Consider the following 19,452-nt stretch of genomic DNA (forward strand, 5'->3'; position numbering starts at 1 on the left):
CGGTTCGTGCAGGCGACGATACGCCGGGGCATGGCGGATGTCCCGGGGTGCCGTCACACGCGGACACAGTCACCGTGACCGGATCGATATCCGGTGGAACCGGAAACCGCCCTCCGGTGCGCCGCCGCCCGATTATGCTGTCGGTGCCCTACCCACCCGACCCTCCCCCCAGCGGCCTCCCACCGCACCGTTCCACCGTCCTGCGCGCCCGCCGTTCGCAGTGCCCACTCCTGCGCCAGGAGACCCGCATGCCCCGTATCCTCATCACCACGAACCACCTGCGCGAGATCAGGGGGTCCGAACTCGTCACGCTCGAACTCGCCGAGGAGTTCCTCCTCCGCGGCTGGCACGTCGACGTCTACACCAACCTCTTCCTCCCGCCGATGGCGGATCGCTTCGCCGCGCTGGCGCAGACGGGCGACCTCCGGGTGGCGGACGACCCGTACGACGACTTCGGCATCGACTACGACCTGGTCTGGGTCCAGCACTCCCTGCTCCCGCCGTCCGTGATCCGTCGGCTGGCCGAGCGCGACGCCCGGGCCGCCGTCGTCTGGCACCACATGTCGGCGATGGTCGAGATCGAGCTTCCGGTGCTCGCCGACATCGAGGACGCCTTCACCGACATCGAGTCCTACGTGTCGCAGCGGACGATGGAACTGCACCGCGAGTTCGGCATCACGACGCCCGGGATGCTCTTCCCGAACCCCGTCCCGCGTCGGTTCACCGAGTATGCGGTGGAGCCGCCGCGAGCCGCGGCGCCGGACGACGGGCCGCACCGCATCGCCGTGATCTCCAACCACCCGCCGCAGGAGGTCCTCGAGGCCGCGGCGCTCCTCGAGGGGGCCGGCGTCCTCGTCGACGTCATCGGCGAGACGACCGAGGTCCGCGACGTCACGCCCGAGCTGATCGCGTCCTACGACGGCGTCATCACGATCGGCAAGACCGTGCAGTACGCGCTCTCCGTCGGCGTCCCCGCATACGTGTACGACCACTTCGGGGGCGACGGATGGCTCGACGCCGACTCCTTCGAGCGGGAGGCCCTGACCAACTTCAGCGGCCGGGCGACCCGACGCCGCCTCGAGGGTGCCGAGATCGCGCGGGAGGTGCGATCGGGCCACGCCGCGGCGCAGCGGTTCGTGCGCGACCGACTCGAATCGCATCGCGAGCGGTTCGCCCTGCGACGACACGTCGACGACCTGCTCGCGCATCCCGCCGTCGCCCGGCCGCCGGCGAAGCACCTCTCGCCCGCCGAGTCCCGCAGGTGGCTCGCGCACACCGAGCTCGTCCGGGGCATGTACCGCACGACCGAGTACCTTCGCGACGAGGTCGCGCGCCTCACGATCGCTCACGCGGAGGCCACGACGCCCGACGAGCCGAGCCCCGTTCCCGAGGAGGTCGCGGACGGCTCCGTGCACGTGCTCATCGCCGCCACGGGCGACGCTTCGCGGTCGGCCCGCGCCACGGCGAGCGTCCGCCAGCAGCGGCTCCGCCCGGACCACGTGACGACGTTCGAGGCCGGTGAACCGGGTGCGTCCGGCGGACGACTCCACGACGTCGACCGATTCAACGACCTGGCGTCGACCGTGCCCGCCGAGTTCATCGCGATCCAGGACGGAACGGGGTCGTGGCATCCGGAGTTCCTCGGTGCCGCCGTGGCCCACCTCGCGCTGCATCCGGAGCAGTCCGCGGTCGTCGCCCGCACGGCGCTGACCGTCGAGCGGACCCTCAACGGGCACCGCATCGAGCACGAGCACCGTTCGGCCCGCCCCGCGGTCGGCAGCCACCGCGAGACGATCGACGTCTCCGACCAGCTCGTCGAGAACCGCACGCCGTTCGCGGCGATGGTCTTCCGTCGCTCCGCGGCCGTGGCGGCGGGCATGCTCGACGCCGATCTCCGTCATGCCGCGGACTGGGACTTCGGGCTCCGCCTCCTCCACGTCGGGCCGATCGGCGTCCTGGACGCGTCCAGCACGCTCGTCACCCTGCACACCCACGACCTCGCCGCCGAGGCCGCGAACCTCGGTCGGGCGCGCACCGAGCTCGCCGCGAAGGCCATGCGGCTCGACGGCGAGCGCCGACTCATGTACTCGGCCGTCCTCACCTCGCAGGCGGCGACCGCGAACATCACGCGTTCCGGCGACCTCGTGGGGCGGTTCGACGAGCTCTCGCGGGCCCTGCACGCGCACGGCGCCGACGCGGTCGGCCTGGAGCTCCGCGTGCGCCGCTTCCTGCGCGCACTGCCCGCCCGGATGGCCAGGCGCATGCCGAGCACGAGAGGAGCCCGCCGATGAGCGCGGCGCACCGCCCGACGACCGTCGTGGATGCCGAGATCGTCAGCTTCGACGTGTTCGACACGCTGCTCGATCGGGTGTTCCTCCGGCCGACGGACGTCTTCACCCTGACCCGGCACCGCGTCAACGCCGGCGGCGAGTTCTGGCTCGATGCCGGGTGGACGGATGCGCGCATCGCCGCCGAGGCCGCGTGCTACGCGACCCCCTCGATCGGTCCCGACATCACGATCGACGACATCTACGACCGTCTGGAGTCGACGCTCGGCATGACGCCGGAGCTGCGGGCGGCGGTGCAGGCCGAGGAGATCGCGACCGAGCTCTCCGTGCTCGCACCCACCCGGCGCGGACGGGAGCTGTTCGATGCGGCCCGAGCGGCGGGCGCGCGCATCCTCATCGTGAGCGACATGTACCTGCCGCCGGACGCGATCGCCGAGGCGCTCACGGCCGGTGGATACTCGGGCTGGGACCGGCTCGTGGTCAGCGGATACGACCGGATCGCGAAGCACGACGGGACGGCGTTCCGGAAGCTCAGGGCCGAGTTCCCCGCGGAGCGGATCCTGCACGTCGGGGACAACGTCGTGAGCGATGTCGAGATGGCGCGGCGCGCCGGACTCGAGGCGCTGCACCTGCCGGGCGGTGCCGAACTCTGCCGCACCGTGGGCTCGGCCCACCCGTCGGAGGCGATCGGCCGCATCGCGGCCAACGAGCGGCACACGCACACCGAGTACGGCTGGAGCCTGATCGCGGGGCTCACCTCGCGGAACCGGGATCGCCACGACGACGATGCCGCCGCGGAGCTCGGGTACGCCGTGCTGGGGCCCGTGCTCGTCGGCTTCACGCAGTGGCTGCACGCCGCGGCACGCGCGAGGGGCATCGACCGCCTCGCGTTCCTCGCGCGGGAGGGCAAGCTGCTCCGCGACGCGTACCGCGAACTGCTCGGCGACGACGCGCTGCGGAGCGACTACGTCTACGCATCGCGCCGCATGGTCAACCTCGCCGGCATCCGGACGCCCATCCGGCCCAGCGAGCTCGACTTCCTCGCCGCCACCGGCGCCCCGTTGCGCGTCGCCGAGTACGTCACCCGGTTCATCCCGGACATCGCTCCCGACCGCATCGACGCCGCCGCGCGATCGGTCGGGCTTCGGGCGGGCTCGGTCGTCGCGCCGGAGGAGGGTTCGCGGATGCGCCAGGTCTTCCGTGCGCTCGAGCCTGAGATCGTGGCCGCGGCGGGCCGTGAGCGCGGCCCGGTCATCGACTACCTGCGTTCGGTCGGACTGCACCGGCCGACGACGGCCGTCGTGGACGTCGGCTGGCAGGGCAGTATCCAGGCGTCGCTCCGGGCGATCCTCAACCCCGACCTCGAGGGGTTCTACTTCGGCATCCACCCGACCCCGAAGACCGTCGGAGCGGACTGGCTGCACGGGTTCGTCGACGGCCGGCAGGAGGCGGCGGCCGAGTGGCACCGCGAGTGCATCCTGCCCGGGATCGAGGTCGTCGAGCTGCTGTTCGGCAACCCCGTGGACGCGTCCGTCGCGACGGTCCGACGCGACGAGGACGGCGGATTCGCACCCGTGTTCGGCGACGAGCGGATGCGTGACGCGGACGGTGCGCTCATCGCCACGGCCCAGCGAGCCGCCATGCGGTTCGTCCGGGACTTCCGGGAGGCATCCTCGCTCATGCCCGCGGCGGTCTCCCAGCTCCCACTCGATGTCGCGCTCGCGTTCCTGGGCGAACTCGTGCTGCTTCCGACCGCCGAGCAGGCGCGCCTGCTCGGCGGGCTGATGCACGACAACTCGCTGGGCGTCACCGCCTCGCCGCTCGCGCTGCCCCGCCACGGCCGCCGCTACTACCGACTGCACCCGATGGCGATGGAGCGGGAGCTCGATCGCGCCTGGTGGAAGGCGGGATTCCGGAAGAACGTCGAGTCCGGGCATGCCGCACGACGCTGACGCGTCGGCGTCGGCGTCGACGTCGGGCCGGGAGACCCCGCGCCGCGCGCGGATCGACGCGTTCGACCACCTGCGCGGCTACTTCGTCGCGCTGATCATCGTGACGCACCTCTACCTGTCGCCCAACCTGATCGAGGTCGTGACCGGGCGCGGCGCGTTGCCCGCATCGGCGGCCGAGGGCTTCTGCGCGATCTCGGGCATCGTGATGGGATACGTGTTCCTCCCGCGGGTGCGTCGCGACGGCCTCCGCCCGGTGACGATCCGCTTGGTCCGCCGCGCGCTCATGATCTACCTGGCAGCGGTCGCGCTCACCGGCATCCGTCTCATGTTCGCGGCGCGCGAGGGCACCGCGGTGGATGCCGGCACCGTCGTGGAGGCCGTCACGCTCCGGACCGCCGCCGGGGTCGAGCCGGACTTCCTCGCGCTCTACGCACTCGTCGTCCTCGGTTCGCCGCTGGTGCTCTGGGCCGCCGCCCACCGCAGGGAGTGGATCGCGATCGCGCTCACCGGCGTGACGTGGCTGATCGCGCAGTTCGCCCCGGCACTCGACGACGCCGACGCGATGCGCCTCAGCTGGTCGTTCCTGTTCGTGATGGGGGTGACGATCGGATGCCGCTGGCCGGAACTGGCACGGGCGTGGCGTCGCCTGCCCGCGCGCGCGCGATCGTGGATCGCCACCGCGCTCGTCGTCGGGTTCGTGGCATCCGCGCTGCTGGCGGAGTTCCTGATCTTCTGGAACCACCACCTGCTCGTCGCCGCCGCCGGCGCCGACGGTCCGGCGCTCGACGCCATGCGCGGGATCGAGGCGCGGTTCCTCGCCGAGTGGACCTGGTTCGGCCCGCTCCAGGACAAGGCGAGCCTGGCTCCGTTCCGACTCGTGATCGGCACCCTCTGGTTCGCCGCACTGTTCCTGGTGTTCCGACGCGTCGGGCCGAGGCTCGATCGTGCGCTCGGCGGGATGCTGACGACCTTCGGGCGCAACTCGCTGGAGGCGTACGTCGCGCATCGGCTCGTGATCGAACTGGTCATCGCGCCGACGATCTGGGTCCGGATCGCCGAGCGGGACGACATCCTCCTGAACACGGCCGTCGTGATCGCGACCGAGGTGGTCGTCCTCGTGAGCGTCCGAGCGTGGCTGGCGGTTCGCGCTCGGCCGGCCGTGCGGGCCGCTCGCCGGGCGGGCACCGCCCGCGATCGACGCGACGACTCCTCCGAGCCGGGCCGTGCGGGCTCGACCGCGTCGCCGGCGACCATGGCTCCGTTCGCGGTCGTGGAATCCACGACCGTCGTACGATGACGCCATGCCCCCCGCTCCCGCCACGGCCCTGCGCGTCGCCGATCGCGTCCGCGACGCCGTCGACGCCGGTCGTCCCGTCCTCGCGCTCGAATCGACGATCCTGACGCACGGGCTCCCGAGCCCGCGGAACCTCGAGGTCGGGCTCGCGACGGAGGCGCTCGTGCGCGAGGCCGGGGTCGAGCCCGCAACGATCGGCGTCGTAGGCGGCACCGCGATCATCGGCCTCGACGAGCGCGAGATCGAACGCCTCTGCACCGCGGAGGGCGTCGTCAAGGCGAGCACGCGCGACCTCCCGGTCGCCCGCGCCGCCGGCCTGGACGCGGGCACGACCGTCGCGGCGACGGCGTGGCTCGCGCACCGCGCCGGCATCCGCGTGTTCTCGACGGGCGGGCTCGGCGGCGTGCATCGCGGTGCGAGCGACACGTTCGACGAGTCGACCGACCTGCCCGCGCTCGCCGCGACGCCGATCGTGGTCGTGAGCGCGGGCGTGAAGTCGATCCTCGACGTCGGTGCGACGCTCGAGCGGCTCGAGACGCTCGGCATCACCGTGCTCGGCTACCGGACGGACCGGTTCCCGGGCTTCTACGTCGCCGATTCCGGGTTCCCCGTTCCCGCGCGCGTCGAATCCGCGGCGGAGGCGGCGGCGGTCGCACGCGGTCGCAACGAACTCGGCCTGGGCGCGGCGGTGCTCGTCGCGAATCCCGTCGCGGAGTCCGATCAACTCGACCCCGAGGTCCACACGCGGGTGCTCGCCGAGGCGCTGAGGGCGGCGGATGCCGCGGGCGTCGCCGGTCACGACACGACGCCGTTCCTCCTCGACTTCGTCCAGCGCGCCACCGGCGGCCGCAGCCTCGAGGCGAACCTCGCGGTGTATCGCGGCAACGCGCGCCTCGGTGCGGAGATCGCGCGTGAGCTCGCCGGCTGAGCGGCCCGGCATCCTCGTCGTCGTCGGGGACCTGCTCGAGGACATCGTCGTCTGGGCGACCGGTCCGATCCGCGCCGCGACGGATTCCGCGGCGCAGGTGTTCCGTTCGCGCGGCGGAAGTGCCGCGAACGTCGCCGCGCACGCGGCTGCGCACGTGCGCACCCGGTTCATCGGGCGGGTCGGCGACGACGGCGCGGGAGTCGCGCTCGCGTCCGCGCTCGCGGCGTCCGGTGTCGACGTGCGCGGCCAGCGCGAGGGACGCACGGGCGCCGTCGTGCTCCTGGTCGCGCCCGACGGCGAGCGCACGATGTTCCCGGACCGCGCGTCGGCTGCGGAACTGCACGACGTGCCGGCGGACTGGCTGGACGGCATCTCCTGGTTGCACGTGCCGAGCTACGGCTTCGAGCACGAGCCCATGCGCGGCGAGGTGCACCGCCTGGTCGATCTCGCGCGCGAGCGCGGGGCGCGGGTCTCGATCGACGCGTCGTCAACCGGACTCCTCGAGGGCCTGGGCGTCGAGCTCGTCATCGGCTGGTTCGCCGAGCTCCGGCCCGACGTGCTGTTCGCGAACGAGACCGAGGCCGAGCTGCTCGGCGTCGCCGACGGCGGCCCGGTCGCGGCATCCGTCGCCGATCGCGTCGTCGTGAAGCACGGACCGGCACCGACCGAGGTGTTCGACGGCGGCGCGCGCATCGCCCGCGTGTCCGTCACGCCGGTCGGCGCGGTGCGCGACCTCACCGGCGCGGGCGACGCGTTCGCGGCCGGGTACGTCGCGGCCGCGATGGCCGGGGCGGATGCCACGGCGTCGTGCGTCGCAGGGCACGCGCTCGCGGCATCCGTCATCGCCTCGCCGGGCGGCGACGTCGACCGCGGTTGACGGGCGCGCTCGCGCTCGAGGTCGGAAGGCAGGCTGTCCACAAGAAGTACGGGCGGGCCTGAGGCTCCCAGCTGGGCGACGTATGCTGCAATGCGGCCCGCGATCCCCCGACGACGGATGCCGCCGCCGCGCGCCGCGAAGGAATGACCTCATGAGCGACACCGAGACCACACCCGGCCCCCGCGCCGCCGCCCGCGCCGCCGAGCGCGCGGCCGAGCGCGCAGCCCGCACCGGCAGCATCCCGCTCGTCGGCCGACGCGACGCCGGCCGGCGACCCGACCGCGATGCCGACGCGGGCACCGCCGGCGCCGCCGCGGACGGCGCCCCCGCGACGACGCGGCCCGCACGCCGCAACCCGTTCGGGCGCCGCGGCGACACCCCGCCCGGGCCCCGCGCGACGTTCCGGCAGCTGCTGCCGTTCATCTTCGAGCACCGACCGGTGCTCATCCTCGTCGCCGTGCTCTCCGTCGTCGGCGCGATCGCGAGCCTCGCGCAGCCGCTGCTCGTCGGCCGCGTCATCACGATCGTCGAGGCCGGCGACGCGCTCGACGGCATCGTCTGGCTGCTCGTCGCGCTCGTCGTCGTGAGCGCGATCATCACGGGCTACCAGCACTACCTGCTCCAGCGCACCGGCGAGGGCGTCGTGCTCTCTAGCCGACGCCGACTCGTCGCGAAGATCCTCCACCTGCCGATCGCCGAGTTCGACACGCGCCGCACGGGCGACCTCGTCTCCCGGGTCGGCAGTGACACCACGATGCTCCGGGCCGTCCTGACGCAGGGCCTCGTCGAGGCGATCGGCGGCGCGGTCACCTTCGTCGGCGCGCTCATCGCGATGCTCGTCATCGACGCGGCGCTGCTCGGCCTGACGGTGCTCGTCATCGCGATCGCGATCACGACGGTGACCCTGCTCTCCGCGCGCGTGCGCGAGGCGTCGCACGCGGCCCAGGCGAAGGTCGGCGACGTCGCGGCATCCGTCGAGCGCGCCATCACCTCGGTGCGCACGATCCGCGCCGCCGGCGCGACCGAGCGCGAGGTGCGCGACGTCGAGGCCGAGGCCGAGGGCGCCTGGGAGATGGGCGTCAAGGTCGCTCGGATCTCGGCGCTCATCGTGCCGATCGCCGGCATCGCGATGCAGGTGTCGTTCCTCGTCGTGCTGGGCGTCGGCGGGTTCCGCGTCGCCTCGGGGGCGATCACGATCGCCGACCTCGTCGCCTTCATCCTGTTCCTCTTCATGATGATCCTGCCGCTCGGCCAGGCGTTCGGCGCGATCACGTCGGTCAACCAGGCGCTCGGCGCGCTCGGCCGCATCCAGGAGATCCTCGACCTGCCCGACGAGGACGCGCACGACCGGCAGCTCGCCGCGCGCGCCGTCATGGTCGGCCCGGCCAACGAGGGCCTGCTGCCGGATGCCGCGGCCGTCGAGTTCGACGACGTCCACTTCGCGTACGCGCTCACCCGCCCGTCCGACCCGGCCGACCCCGGCAACGACTCGCCCGACGAGCACCGGCCCGAACCCGACGTGACCGAACGTCAGCCGGTGCTCCGCGGCGTCTCCTTCCGGGTGCCGCGCGGCCGGCGGATCGCGCTCGTCGGCCCGTCCGGCGCCGGCAAGTCGACGATCCTCGCACTCATCGAGCGCTTCTACGACCCGAGCGTCGGCACCGTCCGCCTCGGCGGACTCGACCTGCGCACGCTCGACCGCGCGGAGCTGCGAGCGCAGATCGGCTACGTCGAGCAGGACGCACCCGTCCTCGCCGGCACGATCCGCGACAACCTCAGGCTCGGCAGCCCCGACGCGACCGACGCGGAGTGCGTGCACGTGCTGCACGCCGTCAACCTCGGGTCCGTGCTCGAGCGCGACCCCGCCGGGCTCGACGCGCAGGTCGGCGAGAACGGCATCATGCTCTCGGGCGGCGAGCGCCAGCGGCTCGCGATCGCCCGCACGTTGCTCGCGGCGCCGCCGATCCTGCTGCTCGACGAGTCGACCTCGTCGCTCGACGGGGTGAACGAGCGCATGATGCGCGAGGCGATCGACGCGGTCGCGGCAGGGCGCACGCTCATCGTCATCGCTCACCGGCTCTCCACGGTCGTCGACTCCGACCGCATCGTCGTCGTGGAGGACGGCCGGGTCATCGGCGAGGGCACCCACCAGGAGCTCGTCCAGTCGGTGCCGCTCTACCGGGAGCTCGCCGAGCACCAGCTGCTCGTCTGAGCCGCGCGACCGGAGCCGAGCCGCTCCGAGCCGCTCCGAGCCGCTCCGGGCCGCTCCGGGCCGCTCCGGGACCCGAGGTTCCCTCCACCCCGGATTCAGGGCTGACCCCCACCCCGCCCCGGGGCCTGCGCGGATGCCGCGGGCTCCGGGGCGTCCGTACGGTGTCCTCATCGCTTCCCGGCGCGCCCGCGCCATCCACCCCGGAGGACCACCATGACCTTGCTCGACGCTCCCAGGACCGCTGCCCGCGGTGCGACGACCGTGCGCGACCTCGCCGCGGTCCTCGCCGCCCCCGCCACCGACGAGGACGAGTCGCCCGCCTCGCCCGAGCCCACGTTCGACGCCCTCCGCGCACGCCTCCAGACCTGGCTGCGCGAGTGGGACACCCAGCGCCTGCCCGCGTTCGAGCAGGCACGCTCGGTCGCCCCGGCCGGCGACCGCCCCACCTCGCTCCGCGCCGCGCCCACGCGCACCGACGGCGCGGTCCGGCTCACGGCGAGCCTCTACGACCCGCCGAGCCGCGGCGGCGACCCGCTCGCCTGGACGCGCAACTGGGTCACGGCGGTCGTGCTGCCGACGGCACCGGTCGACGGCCGCGTGTTCTACCGCTTCCGCGTCGGCAGCCGGCTCGTGCTCGACGGCCGCGCGGAGACCGCGCTCGTCTCGACGAGCGTGCACGTCGGCGTCGTGCCGGATGCCGCGGCCGGAAGCCCCTTCGACGTGCCCGGGTTCGCGACCCCCACGCTGCGCCCGCTCGTCGGCGTCACCGCGCGCGAGGACGTCGACGCGCAGGCCGAGCAGGACATCGAGGGCTCGATCGCCGTCCGGGCGGGCGAGTCGCCCGTGATCGGCATCGTCGTCGGCGCCGACATCGTGTTCCGCGACGGATGGATGCGCGTGCACGAGGGCTCGGGCCTCTGGGTCGGCGCCGCCGACCGCGGACCGACGGGCTCGGTCGAGGTGCGCTTCGCACCCGACGCGCTGCTCGACCTCTTCGGCGAGGCCGGCGTCTGACACTGACCGGCGTCCCATGCGGCGTAGCCTCGCCGCATGGGACGCTTCGCCGTGGTGCTGCCGATCGACCCGCTCGAGGTCGGCGGCAGCTTCCCGGTGTCGTCGTGGCCGCTGCACGTCACCGTCGTCGAACCGTTCGAGACCGATCACGGCGCCGCTTGGGTCGCCGACCTCATGGGGCCGGTGCTGCACGGACGGCGGGCGATCGAGGTCACCGCGTTCGCCCGGGCGATGTTCGGCCGCCGGCACGACGTGCCCGTCACGCTCGTCCGCGACGGCGGGCCGCTCGGCGCGATGCGCACACGTCTCCTCGATGCGCTGCGCGAGGCCGACGTCGACGTTGCCCGAGCGCGATCGGACTTCCGGCCGCACGTGACCGACACCGCGCGCGGCACGATGCCGACGGGCCGCACCGCCCGGCTCATCCAGGTCGCGCTGGTCGACCTGCGCCCGCCGGAAGGCCGCGCGATGCGCTCGGTCGCCGCCGTCTGGCCACTCGACGGCTGATGCCGACGCCCATCAGCGCGAGCGCCGGTCGCCCCGTCCCCCAGCGCGTGTGGATCCGCCGAGCGCAATCGCGTCCGCACACGCGCTCGACGGATCTACACGCGCTCGGGGTTCGCGGGCGGTGCGGCGTCCGCGGGCTGCGCGTCGTCCTGCGGCGGCGAGCCGTCGCCCGACGCCGCGAGGCGCGATCTCTGCCACGGCCAGTGGCCCGAGATCTCGACCGCGAGCGACCAGCTGAGGAAGGTCCGGATGAGCACGATGAGCCCGAGCACCGCCACCGACTCGATGGTCGGCGTGACGGCGACGGTGCGGATGATGTCCGCGGCCACGAGCAGCTCGAGGCCGATGAGGATGCCGCGGCCGAGCACGCGCCGGAACCGCGTGTAGACCGGGCCGAGGTTCCGGATGCGGCGGATCGCGGCATCCGCCAGCGCGTAGAGCACGCCGAGGACGATCGCGACGACGCCGAGGACGTCGATGAACTCGCCGACCTGCGTGATGACCGCCCCGAACTCCATGGTCCCTCCGCGGTCACGGTAGCCCCGTGCCCGGCGACGGCGGCGGAGGCGCGGCGCGTGGCGCGCACCGCGTGCGGCGATCCGAGGTGCCTCCACCGGAACGGGGACTTTCGGCCGCGGTCGAGGAGGACGAGAATGCGCGCATCGGCCGACGCCGATGCCGGCCGATATCCGTTCAGAGGAGATCGACCATGAACGCGCTCCGAATCCTGTCCGTGATGACGCTGGCCGTCGCCGCGTCGCTCGCACCCGTCGGCGCCCAGGCCGCCGACACCACGTACACCGCACAGCTCAGCGCCGGTGAGGAGGTTCCCACGAACGCCTCCCTCGCGAGGGGTGCCGCGATCTTCAAGCTGTCCGCCGACGGCACGGCACTCGAGTACCGCCTCATCGTGGCGAACCTGCAGAACCCGGTCGCAGCGCACATCCACCTCGCACCCGCCGGTCAGAACGGCGCGGTCGTCGCGTTCCTGTTCGGTCCGGCGGCACCGGGCGACGGTCGCACGAGCGGTGTGATCGCGACCGGGTCGATCACGGCGGCGAACCTCGTCGGCCCGCTTGCGGGCGCCTCGCTCAGCGACCTGGTCGAGATGATCGACTCGGGCAACACCTACGTCAACGTGCACACGAACGACGGCGTCGCGCCGGTGACGAACCTGCCCGGAGACATCCCGGGCGGCGAGATCCGAGGCCAGATCGGCTGAACGCCGGGATCCGCCACCGGACCCGGCCGGCCGGCGATCGGCCCGGCCGGGGATGCGGCGACGGATGCCGCGGGCGTGACACGCCTTCCCGTGCGCGCCGCGCCCGCGGCATCCGTCGCCTTCCGCGCGCCCCCACGCGCGTGTGCGCCGGTCGTCGCCCACCCCTGAGCGACGACCGGCGGCCGGCCCGCTACGACGCCTGCTGCTGCAGGTGGTAGCGGAGGCTGGAGAGCTCGGCGCGGAGTGCAGCGGGCACCCGGTCGCCGAACTGGCCGAAGTACTCCTCGGTGAGGTCGCACTCGGCGAGCCAGGTCGTCGGGTCGACCTCGAAGAGCTGCGCGAGCGCGTCGTCGGAGATCTCGATGCCGTCGAGGTCGAGCGAGCCCTCGGCCGGCAGGTTGCCGATCGGCGTCTCGTCGGCCTCGGCCGTGCCCTCGATGCGGCCGACGACCCACTCGATCACGCGCGAGTTCTCGCCGAAGCCCGGCCAGAGGAACTTCCCGTCGTGCCCCTTGCGGAACCAGTTGACCTGGAAGATCTTCGGCGCGTTCTCGCCGAGCACGCGGCCCATCTTGACCCAGTGGCCCCAGTAGTCGGCCATGTTGTACCCGCAGAACGGGAGCATGGCGAACGGGTCGCGGCGGAGCTCGCCGACCGTGCCCTCGGCTGCGGCCGTCTGCTCCGACGAGATCGTGGCGCCCATGAACACGCCGTGCTTCCACGAGCGTGCCTCCGCGACGAGCGGGACGTTCGTGGCGCGGCGACCGCCGAACAGGATCGCGTCGATCGGCACGCCGTCGTGGGCGTCCCAGTCGTCCGAGATCTGCGGGCACTGCGCCGCCGCGACCGTGAAGCGCGAGTTCGGGTGCGCAGCCGGGCGGCCCGAGCCGGGGGTCCACGGGTTGCCCTGCCAGTCGGTGAGCTCGGCCGGCACCGTGTCGGTCAGGCCCTCCCACCAGACGTCGCCGTCGGGGCGGAGCGCGACGTTCGTGAAGATCGTGTTGCCCCACAGCGTCTGCACCGCGGTCGGGTTCGTGGTCTCGCCCGTCCCGGGCGCGACGCCGAAGAACCCGGCCTCGGGGTTGATCGCGTAGAGGCGGCCGTCCTCGCCCGGGCGCATCCACGCGATGTCGTCGCCGATCGTCTCGACCTTCCAGCCGGGGATCGTCGGACGCAGCATGGCGAGGTTCGTCTTGCCGCACGCCGACGGGAACGCCGCCGCGATGTGGTACGCCTTGCCCTCGGGCGAGGTGACCTTGATGAGGAGCATGTGCTCGGCGAGCCATCCCTCGTCGCGGGCCATGACGCTCGCGATGCGGAGCGCGAACGCCTTCTTCGCCAGCAGCGCGTTGCCGCCGTAGCCCGAGCCGTACGACCAGATCTCGCGCGAGTCCGGGAACTGCACGATGTACTTCGTGTCGTTGCAGGGCCACTCGACGTCGTCGCGCCGGTGGCCGACGCCGTCGATGAGGGGGTAGCCGAGCGAGTGGATGGTGCGCACCCACGGCTCGCCGGCCTCGATCAGGCGGTACACCTGCTCGCCCATGCGGGTCATGATGCCCATCGAGAGCACGACGTAGGGCGAGTCGGTGATCTCGACGCCGAGTTGGCTGATCTCGCCGCCGAGCGGGCCCATCGAGAACGGCACGACGTACATCGTGCGGCCCTTCATCGAGCCGGTGAAGACGCCGATGAGCTCCTCGCGCATCGCGTGCGGGTCGCGCCAGTTGTTCGTGGGCCCCGCGTCCTCCTCGTAGGTCGAGCAGATGAACGTGCGGTCCTCGACGCGCGCGACGTCCGACGGGTCGGTGCGGGCGAGGTAGCTGTTGGGACGCCATTCGGGGTTGAGCTTGATGAGCTTGCCCTCGGAGATGAGCTGGCGCGTGAGCTGGTCGGCCTCCTGCTTGGAGCCGTCGCACCAGACGATGTCGTCGGGCTGGGTGATCGCGGCGATCTCGGCGACCCAGGCGCGCAGCGCCGCGTCGGTCGTGCCGCGCGGGCGGTCCTCCGCGTCGGAGGCGGGTCCGGAGGCGCTGACCGAGAAGTCGGAGATGGTCATCGTCGTCCTTTCGAGGAGTTCGGAGAGCCAGCCGTGATCGGTGGCATGTTTCCAGTGTGGGCGAGGATGCGACATCCATCAGGCCGTTTCGGGTCTTAAGAATCCGCGATCTTTCGATAATCTGAAGGCATGAAGCTCGGCAGCCCAGACCTCGCCACGCTCGGCCACCGCATCCGGCACTACCGCACCGACCTCGGGCTCACGCTCGACCAGTTGGGCGACCGGGTCGGCCTCGCGGGCAGTCAGCTCTCCCTCATCGAGAACGGCAAGCGCGAGCCGAAGCTCTCGACGCTCGACGCCCTCGCCTCCGCCCTCGAGGTCGACCTCGCCGACCTGCTCTCGCGTGAGGCGCCGAGCCGGCGTGCCGAGCTCGAGCTCGAGCTCGGCCGCGCGCAGTCCAGTCCGCTCTACGCCGCGCTCGGCCTGCCGCACGTGAAGCCGAGCCGGGGCATGAGCGACGAGTCCCTCGAGGCCATCGTCGGCCTGCATCACGAGCTGCAGCGTCGCGCGAGCGAGGCGATCGCGACGCCCGAGGAGGCGCGCCGCGCGAACACCGAGCTCCGCGAGCGGATGCGGGCGCGGAGCAACTACCTCCCCGAGATCGAGCAGCTCGCCGAGGAGCAGGTCCGCGCGTCCGGCCACCGCCAGGGCGCGCTCACCCATCGCGAGGTGAGCGTCATGGCCGAGCGGCTCGGCTTCCAGCTCATCTACGTCAACGACCTGCCCGACTCGACGCGCTCGATCACGGACCTCGCGAACGGGCGCATCTACCTCCCGCCGGCCTCCATCCCCGGCGGGCACGGCCTGCGCTCGATGGCGCTGCAGGCCATGGCGCACCGACTGCTCGGCCACGAGCCGCCCGCGAGCTACGTGGAGTTCCTCTGGCAGCGCCTCGAGATCAACTACTTCGCGGCCGCGTGCCTGATGCCGCAGGAGGCATCCGTCACCTTCCTGCAGGAGGCGAAGAAGGACAAGCGCCTCGCGATCGAGGACTTCCGCGACGCGTTCGGCGTCACGCACGAGGCCGCGGCGCTGCGGTTCACGAACCTCGCGACGAGCCAGCTCGACATGACCGTGCACTTCCTGCGGGTGAACGGCGACGGCGCCCTGCTCAAGGGGTACGAGAACGACGGCCTGCCGCTGCCGACGGATGTCACGGGCTCGATCGAGGGCCAGTGGGTGTGCAAGAAGTGGAGCGCCCGCACGGCCTTCGAGCACACGAACCGGACGACGGAGAACTACCAGTACACCGACACGCCCGTCGGCACGTTCTGGTGCGCGACGCAGACCGGGCGAACGGATGCCTCCGAGTTCTCGATCACGGTCGGCGTGCCGTTCAACCAGGCGAAGTGGTTCCGCGGGCGCGAGACGACGCTGCGCGCGACCTCGACCTGCCCCGACGAGTCGTGCTGCCGGCGCGCGCCCGACGGGCTCGCCGAGCGGTGGGCCGGCCAGGCGTGGCCGAGCGCGCGGCTGCACGCCCACGTGCTCTCGCCGCTGCCCTCGGGCACCTTCCCTGGCGTCGATGACGCCGAGGTCTACGCCTTCCTCGAGGCCCACGCCGGCGAGTAGCTTTCCCATTGCAATAATGTGCGACGCACAGTACAGTGCAAGACATGAGCATGGATGACACGACTGCCGGCCACCTGCAGGAACTGCGGCGCGGCACGGTCGTGCTCGGCTGCCTCGTGAGGCTGCGCGAGCCCGACTACGGATACGCCCTGCTCGAGTCGCTCAACCGCATCGGCATCACGGTCGACGCGAACACCCTCTACCCGCTGCTCAGGCGACTCGAGAAGCAGGGCCTCCTCACGAGCGAGTGGAACACCGACGAGGCCCGGCCCCGCAAGTTCTACCGCACCAGCGCGCCGGGCGAACAGCTCGCCGCCGACCTCACCGCCGATTGGAAGAACATCGACCGGGCCCTCGCCCGGCTCACCTCGGGAGACGCACGATGAACGCTCCGACCACCACCCTGACCGACCGGTACGTGTGGGCCGCGACCCGCACGGTGCCCGAGGCGCAGCGCCCCGACCTCGATCGCGAGCTCCGCGAGCGCATCGGCGACGCATCCGATGCCCTCGTCGGCACCGGCCGCGCGCCGGCCGACGCCGAGCGCATGGCCCTCGTCGAGCTCGGCGACCCGGCGGCGGTCGCGGCGAGCTACGTCGACCGCCCGCTCCAGCTCATCGGACCGCGCTACTTCCTCACCTGGTGGCGGCTGGTGAAGGTGCTGTACGCGGTCGTGCTGCCGATCTCCGCGGGCGCCGTGCTGCTCGCGAAGATGCTGTCGCAGGCGCCGATCGGCGAGTCGTTCGCCGAGGCGTTCTCGGTGGCCTTCGCGCTCGCGGTGCACCTCGGGTTCTGGCCGACCCTGATCTTCGCCATCCTCGAGCGCTCGCCGGCGCGGGCGCCGGACCTCACGTGGACCCCCGACATGCTCCCCGAGCTGCCCGAGACGGGCCGCCCCGGTCGGCTCGGCGATCTCATCGCATCGCTCGTCTTCCTCGGGCTGTTCGCGGGCGTCATCATCTGGCAGGGCTACGGCGCACCGATCGTGAGGCCGATGGGCGAGCCCGTCCCGGTGCTCTCCCCCGAGCTGTGGTCGTTCTGGATCCCGTGGTTCCTCGTCATCATCGGGCTCGAGATGGTGTTCGCGTCGGCGATCTACGCCTGGGGATGGAACTGGTGGCTCGCGGTCGTCAACCTGCTCCTCAACGTCGCGTTCGCGGTGCCCGCGCTGTGGCTGTTCACGACCGGGCAGCTCATCAACCCCGAGTTCCTCGACGTGATCGGCTGGCCGTGGGGCGAGGCCGGGGGCGTCGTGACGACGATCATCGTGTTCGCCGTGATCGCCGTGACCGTGTGGGACGTGATCGACGGCGTGATCAAGACCGTCCGCGGCCGCGGCGGTTCGGCGCTCGCCCTCGGCCGCATCTGACGACGAGTGCCGACGCGCGCGACGACGGGGGCGGATGCCGCAGGCTCGAGCCGCGGCATCCGCCCCCTCGCACGTGCGCGCCGCGCCTACTTCGGCTGCATGCGGATCGCGCCGTCGAGCCGGATCGTCTCGCCGTTCAGCATCGGGTTGGCGACGACCGAGCGCACGAGCGCGGCGTACTCGCTCGGATGCCCGAGCCGCGACGGGTGCGGCACCTGCTGCTCGAGCGAGGCGCGCACGTCGTCGGTCATGCCCGCCATCATGGGCGTCTCGAAGATGCCCGGCGCGATCGTCACGACGCGGATCAGCAGCTTCGACAGGTCGCGCGCGATCGGCAGGGTCATCCCGGCGACGCCGGCCTTCGACGCCGAGTAGGCCGCCTGCCCGATCTGCCCGTCGAACGCGGCCACGGACGCCGTGTTCACGATGACGCCGCGCTCGAGCGTCGCGGGGCCGCCGGCGACGCCGGCCGACACGGGCTCGGTCTCGGACATGGCGGCCGCCGCGAGGCGGATCACGTTGAACGTGCCGATCAGGTTCACCCGGATGGTGCGCTCGAACGCGTCGAGCGGCGCCGGCCCGTCGCGGCCGACCGTGCGGTTCGCGGTCACGATGCCCGCGCAGTTCACCGCGACCCGAAGGGGCGCGAGGGCGGATGCCGCGGCGATCGCCTCGGCCACCTGCGCCTCGTCGGCGACGTCCGCCGGCACGAACCGGGCGCGCTCGCCGAGCTCCGCCGCGGCCTGCTCGCCCCGCGGGCCGGGCAGGTCGACGAGGACGACGTGCGCGCCGCCGTCGACGAGGGCCTGGGCGGTCGCACGGCCGAGGCCGGATGCGCCGCCGGTGACGATCGCGGATGCTCCGCTGAGTTCCATCGGGGTCCTTCCGTGGTGGGTGGCTGAGGTCAGATGCGCTCGACGACGTACGCGTTGGCCATGCCGCCGCCCTCGCACATCGTCTGCAGGCCGTAGCGGCCGCCGGTCGCCTCGAGGTGGTTCACGAGCGTCGTGAGCAGGCGCGTGCCCGACGAGCCGAGCGCGTGGCCGAGGGCGATGGCGCCGCCGCGCGGGTTGAGCTTCTCGGCATCCGCCCCGGTCTCGGCGAGCCAGGCGAGCGGGACCGACGCGAACGCCTCGTTGACCTCGTACGCGTCGATGTCGTCGTGGCCGAGGCCGGCGCGTTCGAGCACCTTGGCGGTCGCCGGGATCACGCCCGTGAGCATGAAGAGCGGGTCGCTGCCGACGACCGAGAACGCGCGGAAGCGCGCCCGAGGAGTGAGGCCGAGCTTCTCGGCGGCGTCCGCGCTCATGATGAGGGCTGCCGACGCGCCGTCGGTGAGCGGCGAGGAGTTGCCAGGCGTGATGCGCCACTCCACGTCGGGGAAGCGCTCGGCCAGTCGATCGGTGCGGAACGCCGGGTTCAGGCCGGCGAGCGACTCGACCGAGGTGCCCGGCCGGACGGTCTCGTCGACGAGCCGGTGGACGCCTGCCACGGGCACGAGCTCTGTCGCGAACGCGCCGGACTCCCCCGCCGCGGCGGCGAGGTCGTGGGAACGGGCGGCGAACGTGTCGAGGTCCGCCCGCGAGAAGCCCCACTTCTCGGCGATCAGCTCGGCGGAGACGCCCTGGCTCACGAGGCCCTCGGGGTAGCGCGCGTGCATCCTGGTGCCGAACGGGTCGGCGCCCGCGGCGCTCGAGCCGAGCGGCACCCGGCTCATCGACTCGACCCCGCACGCGATCACGATGTCGGCCTGCCCGGCGATGATCGCCTGCGCGGCGAAGGTCGCGGCCTGCTGGCTCGAGCCGCACTGCCGGTCGATCGTGGTGCCCGGCACGTGCTCGGGGAACCCGGCCGCGAGCACCGCGTTGCGGGTGACGTTGTAGGACTGCTCGCCGATCTGGCTGACGCACCCGCCGATCACGTCGTCGATGAGACCGGGGTCGAGGTCGTTGCGGTCGACGATGGCGGTGAGCACGCCCGCGAGGAGGTCCACGGGGTGCACCCCGCTCAGCATGCCCCCTGGTTTTCCGCGCCCGACGGGCGTGCGGACGACGTCGACGATGACGGCTTCGCTGCTCATGCCCCCAGCCTACGGCCGGGCGCGGGGTGGCCGCCGCCGTGCGGCGCGATCGCCGAGCGCGTGCAGATCCGTCGAGCG

16 protein-coding genes are annotated in these 19,452 nt (G+C 72.7%); 12 read left to right on the plus strand and 4 right to left on the minus strand.

The features are described 5' to 3' along the window. The first annotated feature begins 248 nt into the window (after positions 1-248). From GLX25_RS02445 to GLX25_RS02480, 8 genes are all read left to right on the plus strand, one after another. Entirely contained in the window at positions 249-2,291 is a 2,043-nt protein-coding gene (locus tag GLX25_RS02445) for a glycosyltransferase family protein (protein ID WP_155840630.1), read from the plus strand. After that, complete coding sequence (locus GLX25_RS02450; protein ID WP_155840631.1) at positions 2,288-4,240, plus strand: HAD family hydrolase; 1,953 nt, start codon at positions 2,288-2,290, stop codon at positions 4,238-4,240. Before GLX25_RS02445 ends, GLX25_RS02450 begins: the two co-directional genes overlap by 4 nt. After that, positions 4,224-5,537, plus strand: a complete 1,314-nt coding sequence (gene opgC, locus GLX25_RS02455; RefSeq protein WP_155840632.1) for an OpgC domain-containing protein — start codon at positions 4,224-4,226, stop codon at positions 5,535-5,537. The genes GLX25_RS02450 and opgC overlap by 17 nt, the downstream gene beginning before the upstream one ends. A gap of 4 nt (positions 5,538-5,541) precedes the next feature. Beyond that, positions 5,542-6,462, plus strand: coding sequence for a pseudouridine-5'-phosphate glycosidase (locus tag GLX25_RS02460; RefSeq protein WP_155840633.1), 921 nt, complete (start codon positions 5,542-5,544; stop codon positions 6,460-6,462). Then, on the plus strand, positions 6,446-7,339 hold the full coding sequence (locus GLX25_RS02465; protein WP_205719806.1) for a carbohydrate kinase family protein: 894 nt from the start codon (positions 6,446-6,448) through the stop codon (positions 7,337-7,339). The genes GLX25_RS02460 and GLX25_RS02465 overlap by 17 nt, the downstream gene beginning before the upstream one ends. A 151-nt stretch (positions 7,340-7,490) precedes the next feature. Next, the gene (locus GLX25_RS02470) at positions 7,491-9,551 is read left to right on the plus strand and encodes an ABC transporter ATP-binding protein (RefSeq protein ID WP_155840634.1); all 2,061 of its coding nucleotides are present in this window, start codon (positions 7,491-7,493) and stop codon (positions 9,549-9,551) included. Positions 9,552-9,764: 213 nt separating this feature from the next. After that, the gene (locus GLX25_RS02475) at positions 9,765-10,565 is read left to right on the plus strand and encodes a hypothetical protein (RefSeq protein WP_155840635.1); all 801 of its coding nucleotides are present in this window, start codon (positions 9,765-9,767) and stop codon (positions 10,563-10,565) included. A 36-nt stretch (positions 10,566-10,601) separates the two neighbouring features. Next, complete coding sequence (locus GLX25_RS02480) at positions 10,602-11,072, plus strand: 2'-5' RNA ligase family protein (RefSeq protein WP_155840636.1); 471 nt, start codon at positions 10,602-10,604, stop codon at positions 11,070-11,072. Positions 11,073-11,167: 95 nt separating this feature from the next. Here the strand turns inward: GLX25_RS02480 and GLX25_RS02485 are convergent, their stop codons facing one another. Continuing rightward, positions 11,168-11,590, minus strand: coding sequence for a DUF1622 domain-containing protein (locus tag GLX25_RS02485; RefSeq protein ID WP_155840637.1), 423 nt, complete (start codon positions 11,588-11,590; stop codon positions 11,168-11,170). 191 nt (positions 11,591-11,781) lie between these two features. On the opposite strand from GLX25_RS02485, the gene GLX25_RS02490 reads away from it, so the two are divergent. Further along, positions 11,782-12,294 (plus strand): CHRD domain-containing protein, encoded by a 513-nt coding sequence (locus GLX25_RS02490; RefSeq protein ID WP_205719807.1) that lies wholly within the window; start codon positions 11,782-11,784, stop codon positions 12,292-12,294. A gap of 190 nt (positions 12,295-12,484) precedes the next feature. Here GLX25_RS02490 and GLX25_RS02495 read toward each other — a convergent pair whose 3' ends face one another. Continuing rightward, complete coding sequence (locus GLX25_RS02495; RefSeq protein ID WP_155840638.1) at positions 12,485-14,353, minus strand: phosphoenolpyruvate carboxykinase (GTP); 1,869 nt, start codon at positions 14,351-14,353, stop codon at positions 12,485-12,487. A 129-nt stretch (positions 14,354-14,482) separates the two neighbouring features. Between GLX25_RS02495 and GLX25_RS02500 the strand changes: the two genes are divergently transcribed. The 3 genes from GLX25_RS02500 to GLX25_RS02510 are packed head-to-tail and all read left to right on the plus strand — an operon-like array spanning position 14,483 to position 17,294. Beyond that, a complete protein-coding gene (locus GLX25_RS02500) occupies positions 14,483-15,925 on the plus strand; it encodes a helix-turn-helix domain-containing protein (RefSeq protein WP_155840639.1) in 1,443 nt (480 codons plus the stop codon). A 50-nt stretch (positions 15,926-15,975) separates the two neighbouring features. Beyond that, positions 15,976-16,311: a PadR family transcriptional regulator gene (locus GLX25_RS02505; RefSeq protein WP_205719810.1), complete on the plus strand. Its 336-nt coding sequence runs from the start codon at positions 15,976-15,978 to the stop codon at positions 16,309-16,311. Then, on the plus strand, positions 16,308-17,294 hold the full coding sequence (locus tag GLX25_RS02510; protein WP_155840641.1) for a permease prefix domain 1-containing protein: 987 nt from the start codon (positions 16,308-16,310) through the stop codon (positions 17,292-17,294). Before GLX25_RS02505 ends, GLX25_RS02510 begins: the two co-directional genes overlap by 4 nt. 86 nt (positions 17,295-17,380) lie before the next feature. On the opposite strand, the gene GLX25_RS02515 is transcribed toward GLX25_RS02510, so the two are convergent. After that, positions 17,381-18,169 carry an SDR family NAD(P)-dependent oxidoreductase gene (locus tag GLX25_RS02515; protein WP_155840642.1) on the minus strand — a complete coding sequence of 263 codons (789 nt, stop codon included), beginning with the start codon at positions 18,167-18,169 and terminating at the stop codon, positions 17,381-17,383. Between the two features lie 29 nt (positions 18,170-18,198). Then, the gene (locus GLX25_RS02520; protein WP_155840643.1) at positions 18,199-19,374 is read right to left on the minus strand and encodes a thiolase family protein; all 1,176 of its coding nucleotides are present in this window, start codon (positions 19,372-19,374) and stop codon (positions 18,199-18,201) included. Between the last annotated feature and the right edge of the window lie 78 nt (positions 19,375-19,452).

Source organism: Agromyces luteolus (assembly GCF_009729855.1).
GTDB lineage: Bacteria > Actinomycetota > Actinomycetes > Actinomycetales > Microbacteriaceae > Agromyces > Agromyces luteolus.